Source organism: Jeotgalibacillus soli (assembly GCF_000829435.1).
GTDB classification, from domain to species: domain Bacteria; phylum Bacillota; class Bacilli; order Bacillales; family Jeotgalibacillaceae; genus Jeotgalibacillus; species Jeotgalibacillus soli.
This window is the reverse complement of sequence record NZ_JXRP01000012.1, coordinates 1-19,956: the sequence shown is the minus strand read 5'-3', so window position 1 is coordinate 19,956 and position 19,956 is coordinate 1. Positions and strand designations below refer to the sequence as shown.

17 protein-coding genes and 4 pseudogenes are annotated in these 19,956 nt (G+C 37.2%); 2 read left to right on the top strand and 19 right to left on the bottom strand.

Annotated features, from left to right (window positions below):
- Window positions 1-17: 17 nt before the first annotated feature.
- The 6 genes from KP78_RS07320 to KP78_RS20590 all read right to left on the bottom strand — a co-directional run bounded on the left by KP78_RS07320 (window position 18) and on the right by KP78_RS20590 (window position 4,695).
- On the bottom strand, window positions 18-1,175 hold the full coding sequence (locus KP78_RS07320; protein WP_041087698.1) for a M20 family metallopeptidase: 1,158 nt from the start codon (window positions 1,173-1,175) through the stop codon (window positions 18-20).
- A 112-nt stretch (window positions 1,176-1,287) separates the two neighbouring features.
- A complete protein-coding gene (locus KP78_RS07315) occupies window positions 1,288-1,785 on the bottom strand; it encodes an Lrp/AsnC family transcriptional regulator (protein WP_162835580.1) in 498 nt (165 codons plus the stop codon).
- A gap of 781 nt (window positions 1,786-2,566) precedes the next feature.
- Complete coding sequence (locus KP78_RS07310; RefSeq protein ID WP_041087694.1) at window positions 2,567-3,451, bottom strand: fumarylacetoacetate hydrolase family protein; 885 nt, start codon at window positions 3,449-3,451, stop codon at window positions 2,567-2,569.
- Window positions 3,452-4,101: 650 nt separating this feature from the next.
- On the bottom strand, window positions 4,102-4,398 hold the full coding sequence (locus KP78_RS20600; protein WP_235420870.1) for a zincin-like metallopeptidase domain-containing protein: 297 nt from the start codon (window positions 4,396-4,398) through the stop codon (window positions 4,102-4,104).
- The gene (locus KP78_RS20595; RefSeq protein WP_235420874.1) at window positions 4,343-4,531 is read right to left on the bottom strand and encodes a hypothetical protein; all 189 of its coding nucleotides are present in this window, start codon (window positions 4,529-4,531) and stop codon (window positions 4,343-4,345) included. The genes KP78_RS20600 and KP78_RS20595 overlap by 56 nt, the downstream gene beginning before the upstream one ends.
- Complete coding sequence (locus KP78_RS20590) at window positions 4,531-4,695, bottom strand: ArdC-like ssDNA-binding domain-containing protein (RefSeq protein ID WP_235420869.1); 165 nt, start codon at window positions 4,693-4,695, stop codon at window positions 4,531-4,533. Before KP78_RS20590 ends, KP78_RS20595 begins: the two co-directional genes overlap by 1 nt.
- A gap of 709 nt (window positions 4,696-5,404) precedes the next feature.
- Here KP78_RS20590 and KP78_RS07300 point away from each other — a divergent pair.
- Window positions 5,405-6,229 carry an STAS domain-containing protein gene (locus KP78_RS07300; protein WP_041087692.1) on the top strand — a complete coding sequence of 275 codons (825 nt, stop codon included), beginning with the start codon at window positions 5,405-5,407 and terminating at the stop codon, window positions 6,227-6,229.
- A 329-nt stretch (window positions 6,230-6,558) separates the two neighbouring features.
- On the opposite strand, the pseudogene KP78_RS21055 reads toward KP78_RS07300, so the two are convergent.
- Window positions 6,559-6,893, bottom strand: a pseudogene (locus KP78_RS21055) (zinc-binding dehydrogenase); the annotation flags it as partial.
- Here KP78_RS21055 and KP78_RS19060 point away from each other — a divergent pair.
- Window positions 6,889-7,110, top strand: a complete 222-nt coding sequence (locus KP78_RS19060; protein WP_084219832.1) for an AbrB family transcriptional regulator — start codon at window positions 6,889-6,891, stop codon at window positions 7,108-7,110. The pseudogene KP78_RS21055 and the gene KP78_RS19060 overlap by 5 nt on opposite strands.
- 164 nt (window positions 7,111-7,274) lie before the next feature.
- On the opposite strand, the gene KP78_RS07295 is transcribed toward KP78_RS19060, so the two are convergent.
- The 12 genes and pseudogenes from KP78_RS07295 to KP78_RS07255 form a co-directional block, all read right to left on the bottom strand.
- Window positions 7,275-8,729 carry an SLC13 family permease gene (locus KP78_RS07295; RefSeq protein WP_052474684.1) on the bottom strand — a complete coding sequence of 485 codons (1,455 nt, stop codon included), beginning with the start codon at window positions 8,727-8,729 and terminating at the stop codon, window positions 7,275-7,277.
- Complete coding sequence (locus KP78_RS07290) at window positions 8,704-9,912, bottom strand: glycerate kinase family protein (protein ID WP_041087690.1); 1,209 nt, start codon at window positions 9,910-9,912, stop codon at window positions 8,704-8,706. Before KP78_RS07290 ends, KP78_RS07295 begins: the two co-directional genes overlap by 26 nt.
- A 379-nt stretch (window positions 9,913-10,291) precedes the next feature.
- Window positions 10,292-11,466 (bottom strand): annotated as a pseudogene (locus tag KP78_RS07285) (IS256 family transposase).
- Window positions 11,467-11,649: 183 nt separating this feature from the next.
- Entirely contained in the window at window positions 11,650-12,111 is a 462-nt protein-coding gene (locus KP78_RS18555) for an EAL domain-containing protein (RefSeq protein ID WP_327063166.1), read from the bottom strand.
- 50 nt (window positions 12,112-12,161) lie between these two features.
- Window positions 12,162-12,398 (bottom strand): annotated as a pseudogene (locus KP78_RS20935) (EAL domain-containing protein); the annotation flags it as partial.
- Between the two features lie 15 nt (window positions 12,399-12,413).
- Entirely contained in the window at window positions 12,414-12,719 is a 306-nt protein-coding gene (locus KP78_RS07275; protein WP_157841460.1) for a diguanylate cyclase domain-containing protein, read from the bottom strand.
- 34 nt (window positions 12,720-12,753) lie between these two features.
- Window positions 12,754-12,861 (bottom strand): annotated as a pseudogene (locus KP78_RS21175) (diguanylate cyclase domain-containing protein); the annotation flags it as partial.
- Window positions 12,862-13,050: 189 nt separating this feature from the next.
- On the bottom strand, window positions 13,051-13,833 hold the full coding sequence (locus tag KP78_RS07270) for a hypothetical protein (protein ID WP_041087687.1): 783 nt from the start codon (window positions 13,831-13,833) through the stop codon (window positions 13,051-13,053).
- A 459-nt stretch (window positions 13,834-14,292) separates the two neighbouring features.
- On the bottom strand, window positions 14,293-14,565 hold the full coding sequence (locus KP78_RS07265; RefSeq protein ID WP_041087685.1) for a hypothetical protein: 273 nt from the start codon (window positions 14,563-14,565) through the stop codon (window positions 14,293-14,295).
- A 662-nt stretch (window positions 14,566-15,227) separates the two neighbouring features.
- Window positions 15,228-15,335 carry an aspartyl-phosphate phosphatase Spo0E family protein gene (locus KP78_RS21170; protein ID WP_422723697.1) on the bottom strand — a complete coding sequence of 36 codons (108 nt, stop codon included), beginning with the start codon at window positions 15,333-15,335 and terminating at the stop codon, window positions 15,228-15,230.
- Window positions 15,336-15,825: 490 nt separating this feature from the next.
- Window positions 15,826-17,547 (bottom strand): glycine betaine ABC transporter substrate-binding protein, encoded by a 1,722-nt coding sequence (locus tag KP78_RS07260; RefSeq protein ID WP_041087715.1) that lies wholly within the window; start codon window positions 17,545-17,547, stop codon window positions 15,826-15,828.
- Window positions 17,548-17,557: 10 nt separating this feature from the next.
- Window positions 17,558-18,763 carry a quaternary amine ABC transporter ATP-binding protein gene (locus KP78_RS07255; RefSeq protein WP_041087683.1) on the bottom strand — a complete coding sequence of 402 codons (1,206 nt, stop codon included), beginning with the start codon at window positions 18,761-18,763 and terminating at the stop codon, window positions 17,558-17,560.
- Window positions 18,764-19,956: the final 1,193 nt, after the last annotated feature.

Below are 19,956 nucleotides of genomic sequence, written 5' to 3'. Positions count from 1 at the left end.
GTAAGTTTCCCCCTTTTTTAGCTTCCCAATTCTTTAAGCAGCAAAGCAAGTAGAGCGCTCCTTTTTGGCATCTCAGAAATAAACAAATGCTCATGCAGCGCATGGGCTCCGTCCCCAACTGCACCTAATCCGTCAAGGGTTGGTGCAAAAGGAGCTGTAAAGTTTCCATCGCTTCCTCCCCCCGTTTCTTTTTCTAGTAACGTAAAACCAAGATCTTCTTTTGCAATTTTTTTAGCCTTATTGTAAAGGTTAACTACTTCTTCTGTTCTTTCCAAGGGCGGCCGATTAACACCGCCTGAAACTTCAACCTGAAGTCCCTCTATATTTGGTTTTAAATTTTTAATAATAGGAATGACACGGTCGAATTCAGCCTGTGTCTTTACTCGCAAATCAATATCCGCATTCGCTTCTGCAGCAACTACGTTAATGGTCGTTCCTCCCGAAACGGTTCCTACATTAACAGTCGTCCCTTTTTTTAAATCTGTTAACTTGTACAGGTAGGATACCTGTTTACTAAGTTCATGGATGGCGCTTAACCCTTTTTCCGGTTCCACTCCAGCGTGAGCAGCTCTGCCCTGGATAGACAGTTTAAACATCCCTACACCCTTTCTGGATGTCTTTAATGCTCCTTCTGTCGATATAGCAGGTTCCAATACAAGTACACAAACACTTTTTTTCGCTTCCTCTTCAATTAAATGCTGTGAAGTGGGGCTTCCCAATTCCTCATCAGATGTAAATAGGAACACAACTTTTTTAGAAAGCGTTTCATTAAGCTCCTTAAGTGCATGCAGTGCGTATAAGCCCTGAACTAAGCCGCCTTTCATATCAAAAGTGCCTGGACCATATGCTTGATCGTCTACTATTTTAAAAGGGATTTTTTCAAGGATGTCTCCTTTTTGCCACACTGTATCAAAATGCGCCAAAATTAGAATCTGTTCAGTACCACTTCCGAATTCGCCTTTAATGTGATTTCCATAAAGGTCATTCTGAATTGTTGTTGTTTTACCGCCAGTCATTTGTCTAAATAATTCGGCGATATAGGCTCCCAATTCATCATTTAATTTTTTATCAACCGTAGTCGACTCTTTTTCTACTAATATCTTTAACATCTCAATCATTTCAGACTGTTTGCTTTGGAGAAAATCTGTTATCCTGCCTGCTGTGATGTTACTCATCCTTTCCCTCCTAAATCTTATTAACGAATTTAAATTTTTTAACCTTTTCTATCAAAGTGTCGCTAACATATTTCTGAAAATTCAGAAATAATGTAGTATAAAACGGGTACGATTATGTTCCTACTTCCCAATCATATGTTTGTTTATAAATAGCAAGGAGCAACGAAGAATCCATTAATTCAATACCTTCAATTTTACTCATTTGTGATTTAAAAACTTTATACAGTTCTTCATTTGAAGATGTGATTACTTCTGCATATATATCATAAACACCAGTCGCTGCTGCGACAAAACGGACTTCTGGAATTTTCACAAGTTCACTTATAACATCTTCAAGTAAATGAAGTTGAACTTTTATTCCAAACATTGTCACTGAAGGATTCCCAGTCTTAAAAGGATTCACAACACCTACGATTTTAAGTATTTCGTTTTCTGTAAGCCTTTGAACTCTGTTTCTCACTGTTCCTACTGTGATTCTCAACTCTTCGGCTATTTCCGTATACGAAGTTCTTCCGTCTTTTTGTAGTCGTGTAATAATTTCAAAATCAAGATCATCTAAAATCTGCTGTTGTGTGTTTTCGGCCTTTACATTTTTTTTGATTTCGCGCACCATCTTTCAAGCTTTATTATAAAAATTATAATTATTTTTATAATAATTAAAAAATTTTTTATTTTCAATCATTAATTTTATAATTTTTTAAATCACATTCGATGCAATTGGTTGTTTTAGTATAGTTAGTTCAACTGCAGTTAGGTGACTTGTTTCATTTTTTCCTCTCTATCCAATTCAATGGATAGAGCAATATCGTAAGTAGTCTTAGCAAAATCCTCAAACCTACTGAAATGATAAAAGTTTAATTGGTTTCTCCCCCTACTAACAACAAAGTTGGTTGTAAAGTTAATATAGTTTTGTGGGCAAAGTTTAATTAAGTACTTATATTAATTTTGGGAAGATGTTTACGAACTGGAACGTAAACTTGCAGGTGAAAATAGTCCTTTAGTAAGAAAGGATGCCGATATGTCAATGCCCGTATGAGAGAAAATAATACCATATCATTTGGCTATCGCCCCCATCTAGCTATCCGGCTTACCCTGCTTCCCATGCTTTAATCCTAAGTCTGGTGATGAAAAAGGGGCACTTTTTGCACTGAAAATCACCTAACACTGATTTCCTATTTAGTCCTAAATCCATTCTCTACAGCTCCCTTTTACTTTTATGTATCACCTTTTACCGGTAGATCTTTCTACTTTCGATGAGTTTCAAACGCCGCTTGCTGCAGTGATGGAGCATTGCAGACGTTATACTTTTTTGTGCCTTTGTCAATGATTCAGTGTGACTAACCCTATATCTTATGGCTGTTTCCTTTTTATTTGTATCATCGTATACGTCTTCAAGCTGAACTGTTCTTCAGTTTTAAATCTTCAACACGGTTAACAAGCTTCGCGAAACCGTCAATATGACATTCTACTACATCACCGTCACGAATCACGACTGCACCAGGTGTTCCTGTAGAAATAATATCTCCTGGCAAGAGAGTCATGACTTTCGAGTGGAAGGACACGAGATTCCATGGTCGAAAGGTCATGTTTGATATCACATTCTTTCGGTGTAAGTGTCCATTAATAACGGTAGAAACATGTAAGTCTAGTACTTCCTCTACCTCGTCTTTCGTCATGAGTTCGGGACCGAAGCTAAAGAAGGTATCAAAGCTTTTTGAACGAGTTAAATATCTTGGGTTCCGTTGTAAGATATCTTCTGCTGTCATATCGATTATCGTTGTGAAACCTGCAATTACGTCTTTTGCATTTTCCTCCGAGACATTTTTGCATTCCTTGCCAATAATGATGCCTAATTCCGCTTCTGCTGTTGTTCTCTCAGATTGTAGAGGGATTTTAATTACGTCATTTGGACCAATAATAGTCGTATCTGGCTTCATGAAGCTTGCTGGTTCTGTGTTCGGTGCTGTTTCACTTAGATCAGAAGCATGTTCTGCATAATTTAAGCCAATTCCCCAAATTTTCCGAGGAAAGCGGTATAAAGGTGCATAATCTACATTATCCATTGCAATAGCTTCACATTTTTCGAGTTCTCTTTTCCCCTCAATCTGATACCAGTCTATGATCTCTTCTAGCTGACGAGATTGAATTATTTCAAGTAAAGAAGTGTGCCAATTTTTCCCTAATGTGTTATTAACCGCTTTCAAAAGAATGATCCCTTTTTCTACGACAATTGCCCCCATCTCGTTATTATTTCTTTTAATGGTTGCGAAGCGCATATGATTTCCTCCCCTATTAAACTTTGTATTGAATTTGAATTGTGCCCCAAACCTTCAATAGTATTTCTATCAAATCATCCGGAAGTTCGAGACACGTGATCATCTGAACAGATTCTTCTGTCCATTATCCATGTCTTTAAGTCAATGCCATTAATATCGTTAAAAAAGAGCTGAAGGTTTTTATATTCTATCACTAGCGTTAAATTAATGTAATTCTATTATTCTTAAAATAAAAATATTCTGTATTTTTTCTAAACATAAATTTCGTTGTAATGGATCGTACATCCAAATTCCCTAAGGAAAAGTAAGGGGATTTTTAATACCATATTTCAAGTTCTCACTATCAGTAAGACTGTTATTTTTATTTGTTTCCAACTATCAATTATTTCATTAAATTAAACACAGTGAATATCAAGATTTTTATAAATCAGATACTTGGTTTTTTGAAAATAATAGGTAAGGGGGGGATCTCCTTACCCTCCTTTGCAATATACTGAAGTAGTGCCATTAGGCGGCTTAGAACAAACACACAGAGGAGTTCTCTCCTCTGTGTGTTGTTTTTCATTCAAATGTGATTTTTATATTTAGGATGTAATCAGCTGCTTTTTGTGCTTGGGCTGTTGCCTGTACGACAAGGCGACAATCATCCTTTATCTTAACCATGACTTTATATAACTAGCGCTATTTTCGATAATATTGTTATCAATTTCGGCAACCCTGCACAACATCGCTGCGACCATTTCAGCGACTAATTCCTCTTTGGAATACACTTCATCCCCGAAAGTTACGCCTGCAGTTGTAATTCCTGTACGGGCTAGCCTTGATGAGTGCCCAGTACTATGAATCATTTCATGGAATACCGTGCTGTAATACTCTTTAGCAACCTTAAAATCACAAATAGGAGGGCAATTGATTAGATCTAATACTGGGAGATAAACAGCTCTCACCGGTTTGAACGTATAATCCCGACCATGTAAGAACCGTTAACCATTCCGCTTTTCCGATTGGATCATACTCAAACGCTTCTGACTCTCCTGTACTCGTTAGCCCCTCGACCTGTGTATTATTAATATCAACCACTAATCATAGCGCAAACATGGGATCACTTCTTTTTCTTCTGTTTCTCTATTTTCTTTTTCAATCCACTTCCAAAAAACAACGATTCGGCTCTTTTCGCCTTTTTTCACTTTTCCTCCTGTTTCTTTTAATTGCATAAATGTTTCATATTCTCCTTGGTCTAACAACCTTATATTGATTCCTCTATAAGCATTATGTGTGTTCCAATTGGCTTACATTCTCATTGGTCCAAGGATTACAACTTTTTCTAGCTGTTCATCATTCGGTTTGTGACGATCTCGTATACATTTCGTTTTTTAGTTATGTTTTTTTCCCCCTTTTCTTTTACCAGCCTTAGCTTTGATGCCCCCTTTTCAAGGGCACGTTATATCACGGGAGATCGTTTGGAAGAGTACGAGGCCAATCCAACGAGAAACCGATGATATACACGTAATTGCTACGATGCGGAAGAAAATAGAAAAAAGGAGATAAAAATAACAGCCATTTGACTGCTTTCCATGGTTGGATCTTCAGTTTTTATGCTTACGTTCAATACGTTTATAGGGTAACAGAACAGGATCCCAACAGCTGTAGACGCAAGTCACAGAAATGGGGTTATCATCCTTTGAGTATCAAAGCTACAAGTATTCCTGATTGAAATAACGAGCATATGGGCATAGGCTTACCGAGAATAGTGCTATATCCCCCTACCTAAAAACTTATTCTTAATTTTCCCATTCCACTAAAAAGACAAGTCAGGTTCGTTCAACATTGCTTTCGAAGTTGGATAACCAACAAAAATTAGTCATTTAACAAGACTTTAAGGTAATAGATAGGTTAAAATTAGCTCATAAAAGATCAACTAAACTTTTATAAGAAATAACAGGGGGAGTCCATTTGCATAGAAGTAAAGAATTACACGTATTTTTATTAGATAGGGCAAAAAATCTTACAGAGGCATGGTATGAATCTCTAGATAAAAGTGATCCGTCTGGAGTATATGCATCTACAGATCCTGAAGTAATCAGTACACTAAAAAAACAAAACTATGATTTTCACTTACATCTTTGTGGGGTTTTTATAGAAGAGGAAAGAAAATTCTTTAACGATTTTCAGCAATGGATCCTATCCATTGCACAAGATGAGCAGCATTACAATACACCCATTCATTTTACTATAAGAGAATTTTTCAGGGTCCAAGATCAGTACCTTGATTTTATTATGGAATTTGTTTCGTTGCATGAAGGTGAAATTAGCGGTAAAACCTACAATATATGGAATCGCATGATTATTAAAGTCTTTAATAATGTAATGGTTAAATTTGTAGAAGAGCATCAAAAATTTGCAGAACAAAAATTATTAGCCCAACAGGAAATGATACAAGAGTTAAGTTCCCCAATCATTATACTTAATAAAAACACAGCATTGCTTCCACTTGTAGGCGACATTGATACACGAAGATCGGTGTTCATTCTAGAACATACCCTGGAGCAATGTTCCCAAAAAAGGGTTAACAACCTTATTATTGATTTATCCGGTGTCGTCATGATTGATACGATGGTTGCGCAGCAAATTTTCCATCTTGTCGACGGATTAAGTTTAATCGGTGTTAAAACGACCCTTTCAGGGATTAGACCTGAAATAGCTCAAACGATCGTTCAGCTAGGGCTACAATTTGATAAAATATCCATTAAATCTACTCTTGCTGAAGCTCTAGCTTAGATCTTAGATTGAATTGAATATAACAAACTGGCTGCCTAATAACTTGGCAGCCTTTTCTCCACGTCTTAAACGGGGCAATAGTTAAACAAAAGCTTATAGCCGCTTCGATGGGCTTTTTAGTTTACTGAACGAACTGGACAGTTATTTAAGAATGAATTCTCTCTAAATAATAGTTCTTAACTTGTCATCGCGTTCTCTAACAATCAAATATATTTTTTAGAATATAATTCCTAAAAAAGAACAACTCCCTCTGTGGTTGTATATCCTCATCAATTTTCCTTCTTTAATAATTTGTCAGCATCTTTTGGATGTTTCAGACTATTGTCAACTCAAAAAGGAGACAAGATAAGCTTACCTGTGCTTTTTCTGTTTTCGATTAATTCGTGTGCTTCTTTGGCTTCAAAAGATTAAATTTTTTGGTGATAACCATTTTTAGACTACCGGCTTCTATATAACCCAGTACTTTCTATGCTGTATGACGCAACAAATCCGGTCGATACTTTCGAGTTGTCCCCAAACTGAATCCAAGAACAGATCGACAACTAAAGTGTAAATCTATTGTTTGTATGGTAACGCTTTGACCACTTACATTCCCGAATTGAACTAACCTTCCGTAGCTAGCTAAGTAAGATAAACTTCTTTCTGTTACTAATCCCGAAATATTTAGCTTCTTTCTGGCTCAGCACTATCATTTATCCCCTATTACAAGTTTTTTAAGTTTAGCTCCTGGCGGATTGGATCAGATGGGCATCATTGCATATGAAGTCAATGCCGACTTAACTACTGTCACCAGCTATCAGGTAGTTGATATTGTTTTTATTTATATCGTGATTCCTACAATGCTAAAAATGGTATTGTTATTAATAAGGAAAAAACATTAGCTCCATAACATTAATAGAATAAACAACTAATAAAAGTCTCGTTCTTTCTGCTTCCCTATTGGAATTCATTGCCGCTTTTTTGCAATGCTTGTTGTAAGCTGAATAACACGTCCCATGCTGTTGTCATCTTCAAGAATCATGACTATCCATCTTTCCAACTTAATTTATATGGATAGTCCTGTCCATTTCCAATAAGTAAAGTAAAATAGAAGCATAACCAACATATAAAGCGGCATAAGAACGATGCTAATTTTTAGCAAATGCCGGGCATCATAGGTGATTTCACCTTCTTCATAATAAAGAAGCAGCGCTTTTGAACTGACAGGGAATGTCACACAATAATTCATGCCGATTAAACTTAAAAAGACAACAGCAGCTGGTTCTGCACCTATTGTCTGCCCAAATAATAGCAAGCTAGGCACAAAAACAATAGCACGTGTTGTGTGTGATGTAATATATAAATGGCTTGTCACAGTCACAAATAAAATTAACAGCACAATCACCCATTCTGGTACGCCCATAAATAAATGCAGAACCCCGATCATTTCTTTTTCAATATAGCCAACAACACCCGAATCCACCAATACTTTTCCGAGAGCTGTAGCGGCAGCCACAAATAAAAGCAAGTTCCAGGAAACAGCATTTATCCCCTTCTTCCAGCTGATTACTCCGTAATGAGGCAGCATAAATAAAAGAGAACCGATAATGGTAACAAACGCGATTTCATATCCATGGACATTTTCAGCCACCCATCCGATAATCAAAGCAACTAACAGCACTACAGTCTTTTTTTCCTTTAGGGACATAGGCCGTTTTAGTTGGGCAGCAGTTTGATTTAAAGATGTCAACTGTCTGTCCGTAGCAGCGGTCTTTGGCCACAACAGTAACTTAATTATATACATCGTCAATAGGGTAATCGTAATGGTAAAAGGGACTCCCCATATTAGCCACTGGATAAATGAGATCGATTCTCCAGACGCAGTTTCCAAAAGACCGACTCCGATTAAATGAGAACCGGCGCCGATCAAGGTGGCAGATGTGCTCATTAAGATAATGACGGGTGCTAAAACAGCCAGTACCTCTCTTTCTTTATCTGAAAAATAAACACCCAGCTGTTTGATGATTGGCATGGATAGGGCAGCTCTTCCTGAAGTAGACGGAATAAAAAAAGCTGATATGCCTAACGTGTATGTAAAAGCTCTCACAATAAAATTTTTATTTTTTGCCCGGTTCACCATAGCGTGGCTAAACCGCTCAGCGAGTCCCGACTCTTTAATCGCTTCTCCAATCACAAAAGAACCGAGCATAAGCCATACCACGTCTTCACCGAATGAATGATACAGCAATTCCGGCTCCCCAGCCTTCATGAACACAATAAAAACAATAAGCGAAATGGCTACAAAACCAGCCGGGATTTTTGTGGTGATCCAGAGCGTCATGGCAGAAAGAAAAGCAAATAGCGAGACCTTTGCTGAATAATTCAGACCGTCCGCCATGACAATAAAGAGAAAAAATAGAACATGAATGGCTAAAATAGCTAAAGTTCTGGTGGAAAATCTATTGATTAGAAGAACCCGTTTTTTCTCTTGTCTCTCATATCGGTCTACTCTCTTTGCCATATGATACAATCCTTTCTCCAGCATTTTTTTGATCGGCCATTTTCAAGCCAATGGTAATTTGACGAAGGATACTTTCCACACTTTCTTCAATCCATTGAGGTGCTTTGAACATCGCTTTCTCTAACGTTACGGGTTTTTGGATAATACTTACATACGCATCAATTCCCCTGTCATAATTAAGTGCAGCTCCTCGCCCAATTGTTCCTGTTATGGCAATGACAGGAATGCCGTATTTTTTGGCAATGCGTGCGACTTCACAGGGAATTTTGCCATCGGGAGTCTGAAAATCCAGACTTCCTTCCGCCGTGATGACAAGGTCAGCAGAAGCTATTTTTTCTTCAATTTGGATAAAGTCCATGATTAAATCAAAACGCGGATGCAGCTTGGCGCCCGTAAATGCAAGCAGTCCGGCTCCTAGTCCTCCCGATGCCCCGCTTCCTGGAGAATGACGGATATCCATCGCCGTTGACTTTTCAATCAGATCCGCATAATGTTCCAGTGCCATTGAAAGCCTATCGACCTGCTCGGCAGAAGCACCTTTTTGCGGACCGAAAACTCTTGCCACTCCCCGCTCTCCGCACAATACATTTTTCCAGTTACAAGCAACATCAATGGAAACATCACACAGTCGTTTATCTAAATGCGTTAGATCAATCGTTGCTGCTTTTACTAAATTTTCACCACACCTTACTTTAACCACATGCTGTTGATCATCAAGAAAGCGAACGCCGAGCGCCTCGGCCATACCTGCACCGCCATCAGACGTACCAGAATCTCCACAACCAATAATAATTTTATCTACCCCTACGTTTAAAGCATCCAGGATCAATTCTCCCACACCATACGTGGTGGTTTTCAATGGATTTCTTTGATGACGCGGCACCAGCTTTAATCCTGCCACAGCTGCCATTTCAATCACAGCAGTCCGCGTATGTCCTTCTGCAAAAATACCGTAATAGCTATTGATTCTTTCACCTACAGGACCCGTGACATCTTTATAAATCAGTTCACCTTTTTTAATCTTGACGATCGCTTTCGTAAAACCTTCTCCTCCATCGATCATGGGAATCATTTCTGTTTTAATAAACGGGTCAAAACGTTTCGCCCCTTCTCCCATTGCGCAAGCTACTTCTTCCGCGTCAAGACATTCTTTAAAACCGGATGGTATCATAATAACCTTCATTTAAATTTCCTCCTCGTAATATGTGGTTACTTAGGAGGATACCTTTAAAAGACTAGTATTTAATGAGTGTCGCATTAAAATTTGATGAGAGAAGAAAAGATGCTTTTGGAGAAACAGACAATTTTTTGTCTTATATTTTCGTATGTGAATACATTCCAGTAAAATAATCTATCTATATAGGATTTATTTTGTTTACTATTAATGTTAATTATCGAAAAAAGATAGTGTCAATATTTTTGTGTAAATGACTTTACAACCTTTTCAGGTAGATCATCACGCTGTATTTAAAATGGGCTGGTTCGAAGGATTGATTTTGTTGATGTTTAGGAAAGGGCTAGCCCTTTCCTAAACATCAACATTTCACGCCGGAGCGTCCCTCTTATTCTGCCGATTCATGTATTTTCTCAAACATCTCTGCTAACGCTGCACGGGCCTTATTAAACCCGATGTGGCAGCGTGTGGCAAGGCGTTGATTGTCGTCCTCGAATTGCGTTTCTAAGAAACGTCCTAGTGATTCTTCGTTCGGAAACTGTTCTTTGCGTTTCGTATATTTCTTGATTTGTTAATTAAAAGACTCAATTAAATTTGTCGAGTGAATACTGCGCCAAATATCTTTTGGGAAGCTATAAAACGTAAGTAGATATGCATTTTCTGTTAATGATTTAACGACTTTTGGAATGTCTTTTTCCAGGTGTCACAAAATGTATCAAACGCTTTTTGACCGTCTTCACGACTCACTGCTTGATGGATTTTTTTGAAATCATCACACACTGCTTGGCGATCTTCCACGCGAACTTTGTGCGAGATATTGCGTGCAACATGAACGAAACATGTCTGGTATTTGGCTTTTGGAAAAACCGTTTGAATGGCGTCTGCACTGCCTTTTAAACCATCTGAAATAAATAACAACACGTCTTCTATACCACGTTCTTTTAGTTTTTCTACTAGCTCGTGCCTATTGTAGGAAGATTCAGTTGGAGAGATGGTATAGGCTAGTACTTCTTTTGAGCCATCCTAACGAATACCAACTGCAATCTAGACAGCTTCTTTTGAAACCGTGTCACGACGCACTGCGATATAGGTCGCGTCTAAATAAGCGCAAACATAGCGTTGGTGCAGAGTACGATTATTAAGAGCTTTAACTGTCTCAGAAACAGCTTTTGTCCTATTCGAAATCGTCTGAGGTGTATCGTGATGCCCATACATTTTTTCGATTAATGACGAGATTTCTGCCATCGTGATTCCCTTTTTAAAAAGATGAATAACCGTTGCTTCAAGCGTATCATTTGAACGTTTATAGGGTGCCACGGTCTGTTGTTTGAAATCACCATTGCGATCACGAGGGACTTGGATGTTCAAATCGCCGTATTCCGTATGAAATGTGCGTGAAGAAGCCCCATTGCGTGAGTGGACTGAGTTAAAACCGATGCGGTCATATTTTTCATAATCTAGGAATTCTGTTCGTTCTGTTTCCAGCAGCGTATTCACAGCTGTTTCTAAATGCGCACGAAAAACTTCGGTAATATCTTGTTTGTGGTGACTTGATTCTTCCAAGAAAAGGTCTTCCTTTTTCTATGTTTTTAGTTATTTACACAAAATATTTTATACTCTCATCTTTTTTCAAAACCCGCTCATTCTGTTTGTTCATATATCAAGGTTATTAGTATTAATTTAATCAAACTTTATTCAAAAGCAACATTAGTAAACTTCCTTTTTGTTCAATCAAATGAGAAACCGTTATTGATCAAGACTAGCTGCTACTTCCTTCAACCTAATAAAGGATTCTTCTAAAACATAAGAGGGTGAAGGCTTGCTGAAATAATACCCTTGTACTTCGTCACACCCTTGTTGTTTTAAAAATTGTATCTGCTCTCCTGTCTCGACACCTTCGGCAATCACGGTTAAATTTAAGTTTTTGGCCAGAGATATAATTGTTGTAATAATAGCCTGGTTTGCAGGATCCTGGAAGTCTAGGATAAATTCGCGTGCAATTTTTAATGTTTGTATCGGAAAATCTTTTAAATAGGCAAGAGATGAATGCCCTGTACCAAAATCATCAATGGAAATACGGATCCCGTTTTCATTTAACAACAATAGTTTTTCCATGACTTCTTCGATATGATTTATCGCAAGTGTTTCTGTAATTTCAAGGTCCAAACAACGTGGGTCGAGCCCGGTTTCTTTCAATATTTGTTGAATAAGGTGTACAAAATTATTATGTTGAAATTGTTTAGGTGAGATATTAACCGCTATTCACAGCGAAGAATGCCTGCATCATGCCACTTCTTCATTTGCTGGCAGGCTGTACGAAGAACCCATTCCCCAGTCGGTATAATGAGACCTGTCTTTTCTACAATCGGGATAAATTCGGTGGATGCGATAATCCCCACTTCTGGATCTTCCCACCTGATCAGCGCTTCAATACTAGATATTCTTCCTGTTTTTATATTAATTTGAGGCTGATAATGAAGAATAAATTGATGAGACTCCCATGCTTTCCTCTACCCATTTTCAATCATTAATTTATGTGTGTACTCATGATCTAAATCAAGTGAATAAAACTGATAATTATTTTTACCTGCTTCTTTGGCTTGATACATGGCTGAATCAGCCTGCTTGAGTAATTGTTCTGCACTGGAAGCATTAGATGGGAATAAAGATATACCAATACTAATTGAAAAAATTATTTCAATGTCCTCGACGTAAAATGGGTGAGCTAGATTCTGCTGTATAGATTGGACTATCCTTTCAAGTTCCATTTTATCTTGGACGTTTCCCAACAAAACGGTAAACTCATCTCCGCCCAATCTCGAAATAAAAAACGACCTTTAGAAACAGATTTCAAACGTTCTCAATTTTCTGCAACAGTGAATCTCCTACAGAATGACCATAGGTATCATTTATGGCTTTAAAGCGGTCCAGATCAAAGAAAAGTAAGGCTAATGAGGTATCTTCTTTATGGGGGCGTAATGATTAAAATATTTTATCTTTAAAAAAAGCAAGAAAAAAGGATGTCCTCATTTCAATTAGAAAAAGCTGCCCTGTTAAGGCAGCCGTTCTTCATCTAAAGCTCATCCTTTGCTGAAAATTATTTTCAATTTACATTATTTCCACAATAAGCAACTAAGGAGTATCTAACTATTTGGCAGGTTCTTTAACAAATTTGTACCCATTCTGCTTCATAATATGTTTCAGTGCCTGTTTAAAGGAATTAAAAGTGACTACATTAAAATTGATTTGTTTTAGAATTATGGATTGCGCCATATTCGGCCCAATGCCAACAAAAAAAACTTCAACACCCATTAATTCTAATATATTAATCAGATTACTCAGACCCTCAACTTCGTAGGGGGCAAGCGAATACTTAAATGAGGTAAAATCAATAATTAAATTGGTTATTTGGTGTTCTGAACAATAGGTTGAGATTTTCTTTTGCATGGATTCTAACCGGTCTTTTTTCATTCTCCCCATAACTGGCACAAGAATAACGGAGTCTATAATCGACTCAATGATGGGCGTGTCAACCTCTTGCAATAGATCCTGCCCTTCCTTGATGGTTTCATCATATTCCGTCACATCTTTCCAGGTAAGGATGAATCCGCATGGCTTCCCCTTTATATCCTTTATTTCATCCACCAAAATATTAGCAGAAAACTTTTCAAATAATGTGATGTGGGCTGCATGCGGAAATGGACCTTCTTTTAAAATCTTGGTCTGTCTTTCTCCATGGAAACGAGAAATATTCATCCCTATAAAGTCATCAGGATTAGTTATGCTGACATGTGGTCCAACCTTAAGCAATAATTTTTTTGCACTTGCATTAACCCAAACAATCTTTTGGTCTGCATTTGCTATAAATATATTTTCATCGATTTTATTGATTAATTGATAGATATTCACATTATCTAAAATATCCAACATTAGTAGCATCCACCTACTTTCGTCATATCTGCTTATTATAATAAATAATGAATGTAAAATACAATTATTAAAATGGCATAAATTATATAATTCTTAATGTGAAACACATTGTCGTAATTGGCAGTAAATGCGTTATGGACGGTTTGATAAGTTATTCCAGTGCCAATATGACGTATCGGAGTTACTACTAAATAGAAAGAATTTCAAAGTGTTAAAGTCCCTTATAATTTTTAAATTACAGTTTATGTATTCGATTCAGCTTTAAAAGTTTTTAATTATTTTATAATCTACTGATTAACACTAGAACACAAAGTATAAGCTCAAGGATCTATAAGTATCGTGCGGTGCATTTTAAAAAACACAATTATTTTCAGCTTAGTAAAATTGATAAACCACCTTAGATGAATAAAATCTAAGGTGGTTTAATGCAACATAATTAAATTTATATTTCACCCCGTGTTATTGCTTCAAAATATAGTGATGTACAGTAAATACTCCCGTCTCATCCGCATTAAGCATGATGGTACTTTCTTCTCCTCCAATGGTAACCCAATAATTTTCGATCGATCCTGGAACATCTGCGTCCAAATCCGAAATTTCTTTGGGGTTTCGTTCTAACTGTCTAGCATCTTCTGTTAAAAACCTTTTCCCTAGCCCCATCGCAGTATGTTCATCCGCTGCAACAGCACTTGAAATATTAAAAACCTTTTTGATGCTATCTACAGAACACATTGGACGTGCATTGAATCCTGGAATATCAAAAACATAAAGATCCTCGGTTGATTCGGCTGCAGGCTGACCACATACGTCAATAAATCTATCTATATGATCGCCTACTTTAGGGTATTAATTATGCTTTTCACTCTCTTTAACACAAATTAATTTGATATCTTCTACTCTACTTTCTATCCCGATAAATTCAATAAAAAACCTATTTGGTATTTAAATGAAGGACATAGACTATTATTACTGAGGATAACTGTTTCCCTCTCATACAATAAGGATGCCCAAACCAATATGATTGGTGGAAACCCTCTTAGAGTTTCAAAATTTTCTCTAATGAATTAAAGGCACTGGTAGAAATGAATTTATGAAGCATTCTCTCTACTTCCCAAAAAGAGATTTGATCGAAATCCAGATATATGAAAATCCCAACCACCATGTTTAGGATGTAACATTAAAATTCATGAATTGGTTATTTTTCAGGTAGACAGGCTAAAGAAGCTTAAAAAGCCTATATTATTAATTACTAATTTCCCCTTAAAAGGATTATACAATCAATCATGTTGCCAGACAGACCTTCTAAAGTATACGGATAGGCCTGAAGGAAATGGAGGAACTCAGATAATACCTTACATATCTTAAGTTAATACTGAAAAAATTAAAACACATCATCATCGTTCTCCACCAACGTATAATTTTTGAACCTTCAGAATTAGAGTGTCCAATTCGTGAGATACCTTTAATACACATTCGCTCGTGAATGTATTATTCTTGGTCATATCAATCATCAGTTGACGTTTCTCTTCAATTTCGTAATGAATTAGCTTCTGCTGCAAAACATCCATCTCCTTTCTCCGGGATAACTACCGTTTCTTCATGAGTTCCTATTCCCTTTTTATTAGCCATTATTTAATTTCCCCCTCTGTAGATTTGAACTTTGGTTTTATAGTGATTTCTTTTCCCAATCAAACTTATCCAAAACCCAAAAGGAATAATTTGAGAATAAAGAATTATTAAGGATAATACAAAGACCTACATCCTAACGTATTGGACAGAGGTTTTGACCACTTTACCCAAGTGAGGCTCGATATTTAAATTAAGCTTTTCTAACATCATTTACTTCTGCGACTTTACCATTACATAAACCTGTAATCCAGAACTCTCTCCTCTGTGCTGCTGTTACTTTCTTGGAAGCAAAAAAGCTGCTGCAGCCTCTGTAACAGAAATGACCTTTTAAGGCTGTCCATTTAGAAGACAGTCCTGTTTTTTTTATTTTAAGTCTTCAATTGAATCAATATCGACATATTCAGGTACAACTAATCCATTCTTCGTTCCTTGAAGGTTTGGTCCAAAATCAACGATATCATCCTTATAGGTATTGTAATATTCGAGATGGGTACTGGGCAGCCATGCAGCTACCATTGCATCTGCACTCCCGTTGGCTACACTTGCAAACATTGGACCAACTTCAACTTGACTCAGTGTAACATTATAACCATTTTGCTCAAGAACCTTGCCTATCACATGTGTACTAGCTATTTCTGTGTCCCAGGCTACATAAACAAGCTTGATCGGGTTACCATTTCCTTCTTGAGCTCCGTTTGTCCATTGCGCTACTTTGTCCTGATGAGCAGCAATCCATTCTTCAGCTGCTTGAGCCGGATCCGTCCCTTCTTCAATCTGGACCATTACTTCTTCCATATCAATTGTTTCCCAGAAGAATTGATCGAGTATAGTATTAGCACCGGGAGCATCCTGATCAAGACCTTTTCTTACGATCGTATGAATCTCTTCAGATCCACCAAAGGTTTCATTCGGGTCGTCAAGATATTTCAAATCGAAAGAAGAGAACATCCAATGTGGTGACCATCCAGTAATAATAATGAGCTCTTTTTGATCATAGGCTTTTTTCAATTCTGCAACCATCGCTGCTGAAGATCCCTCAACAAGCTGCCAATTATCCAACCCGTAATCTTTCATTGCGTTTCTAGCCTGCGTCATGATTCCAGCTCCCGGTTCAATTCCGATGATTTCATATTCGGTTTGGGCACCGACACCACTTGGATTCCCTTCCTCAACTTCTTCATTTTTAACCTCCGAGATGAGTGCAGTGAACACCACAAGAATAGCTAAAATTGAAAAAACAATTTTCCGGCTAACGATACGTTCATACGCTGGTTTACGTAAGTTTTGCGTGATGCGGTCGAGAATGATCGCGATGAAGACAATGGATAATCCAGCCTCAAAGCCCTGACCCACGTTGATTTGACTAACTGCCCGGTAAACATCCGCCCCAAGTCCAGGAGCTCCAACCAATGAAGCAGTCACGACCATCGATAAAGCGAGCATAATACTTTGGTTAACCCCGGCCATAATCGTTGGAGTTGCCAAAGGTAATTGGACTTTGAACAATTTTTGACTGCTATTTGAACCGAACGCATCTGATGCTTCAATTAAATCTTTAGGTACTTCTTGAATTCCAAGAATGGTCATACGGATTGTTGGAGCAATTGCGAAAATAAACGATGCAATAATCCCAGGGACTACTCCAATGCCAAAGAATAAGATGGCAGGAATTAAATAAACAAATGCTGGCATGGTTTGCATAAAATCTAAAATAGGCGTAATGATGTTTCGCACTGATTTTCTTTGAGCACACCATACTCCAATCGGTAACCCTACTACGACAGTGAGTATTCCTGATAATATAACAATGGCAAGTGTTTGAATACTTGATTCCCAATAACCAAGATTATCAATTAACAGTAAGCAAATGATCGTAAATATTCCTAATGGCCATTTGCTCGTATATGTAACCAAAAGGGCTAAGATCATCATTATTACGACAGGAGGACCTGCACTTAATACATCAACTAAGATATTTAATAGCCCTTCAATTGTACTGTTTAAAAATGAAAATAATCCAGTAAACGTAATGGTTATCCAATTCACTAGTGAATCGATCCATTCTCCTAGCGGGATTTTTGGCATATTCACGTAATCAATTACCCTCCATTTCATTCAAAGAATCCTTATTGCCTGCTAAAGCACCAATTACCGCTCCGCGAATAACAATTCCTTTTATTCTTTTCTCTTCATCGATTACCGATATTGGCAAACTTGAGGTTGCCATCACATCCATAAGATCTCCAAGTAATGCATCCTCTGTAACAGTCGGGATATCGGTTGACATTGCTTCAGAAATAGATTTGTTCTGGTCAATTGCCTGGCGTGCCTGTTCAGCAGTCAGCGCTCCCAATAATTTTTGCTTACGGTCAACGACAAATATACTGGAATATCCTTGTTTCCGCATAATCTCCAGTGCAACCCTTGGGCCTCGATCTACACCGACCTTTTCTGGCCGTTTCATCACGTGAGAAGCTGTGAGTACTTTTGATAGGTCAACATCTTCTACAAACTTCTCGACAAATTCATTTGCTGGATTCATCATAATTTGTTCAGGTGTTCCCAATTGAATGACACTGCCATCTTTCATCAAAGCAATTCTGTCCCCAATGCGCAGAGCTTCATCTAAATCATGAGTAATAAAAATAATCGTTTTTTTGTATTGTTCTTGAATTTCAAGTAATTCATCCTGCATATCTTTCCGAATTAACGGATCAAGAGCACTGAAAGCTTCATCCATCAATAAGATATCTGTATCGCTAGCGAGAGCCCGTGCAAGGCCTACCCTCTGCTGCATCCCACCACTCAACTGTGATGGAAGCTGGTTTTCGTAGCCTTTTAAACCTACGGCATTAAGCGCACTCATCGCTTTTTCTCGCCGTTCATTAACAGGGAGTTTTTGGATTTCAAGACCATATTCAGCGTTTTCCACTATTGTTTTATGAGGAAATAAGGCAAAATTTTGAAAGACCATACTGATTTTTTTTTGCCTGACTTCCCTTAGTCTGGCGGCATTCATCTTAACGATATCTTCATCTTCAATAAAAATCTCTCCAAGCGTTGGATGGATCAGCCTGTTAAACATGCGGATTAAGGTTGATTTACCACTTCCGGATAAACCCATAATGACAAAAATCTCACCTGGGTAAATCTTAAAATTAACATTATTAACACCAACTGTCTGTCCCGTTTCTTTCAAAATTTCTTTCTTTGATTTACCTTGCTTCAGTAAATCAATTGCTGCTCTAGGGGATTTGCCGAAAATCTTCGAAACATTCCTGACTTCTACTTTTGGATTCATCAAATCACCTCATTATTAATTACCTATATCATCTACAATTTTCCCGATAGTTCCTCATTTTATGCTCTTTGATCATAAGAATGCGCAAGCGCGCATATTGAACTTCTAATATGAATAGCTGCATTATGCAGTAATGTGTTGGCCATTTGGATTTTTGAATCGTAATCGCTTCCTATAACGATCATTTTATTCATAAAAAGCACTTCGTCAGTACTTTTTATTCATGCTATTTGTTTGAGCTAATAAGTGTGTGGAGTATTAAGAGAGTGTGTTTAAAGAAATGCTATTAAAGATAGAAATGGGATAGTGACAAATCTAAAGAAGGTAATCTATTGTGTATCACAAATTGTGCCGATAATCATAATACTTAGAGATGATATGTTCTCGTAAGTAATTGACACACATTCGTTAGTTCAACCACATCGAGAACACTTTTTCTAAAATACAGGAAACGGCACCTTATTCACTTCCCCCTAATTTTTAATAAATTTGATAGTTTTCTAGCAAGTTGAAGTTGTTCCCAAATACTTATCATTCTTTAATTCACTTGAAATTGGTCAAGCACTGATTGATAAAAAATACTCAAAGATTTTATTAAGTCAAAAAACAGCCTTTACATGATGTGGAGGGCATTGTTTCCTTATACGGATAATTTAAACAGGGTTCTTGGGAGTAGAATTAGGCCGCAAAGGCTCAGTGTCATGCCAACATTAAGATTTACACTACTTTAATAAAAACCTATATTTACTAGTTATGGAATTATGGGTTTGGACAAAAATTTTGCATTTTGCAGGATTTTTTTGTTGTAGAAGTTAACTGAAAAAGGAATAAAATATTATCGTTTTACAATCAGATGACAAAGGCCGAGTAAGAGGTCTATATCAAATAAAAAAAGTAAATAACCACCAAAGTCAAGAATCGTCTTAGCGAAGAAAATTTCAATAAATTAGTAGACTATTGGGATGAGGATGACAGAGAAAAAAACCTACAATAGACTGAATATTAACAACATTATTTTATAGAGTCAATTTTTAAATGCATTTTTTGGAAACAGTTCTTTCCCCCGTCAATATTTTTATTGAAAATAGAAAGCTTTAAATTAATAAATTAAACACAAAAAGGACCGCTACCTTTTTTGGTAACGGTCCTTTCTCAGTGCCTAGCGACGTCCTACTCTCACAGGGGGAAACCCC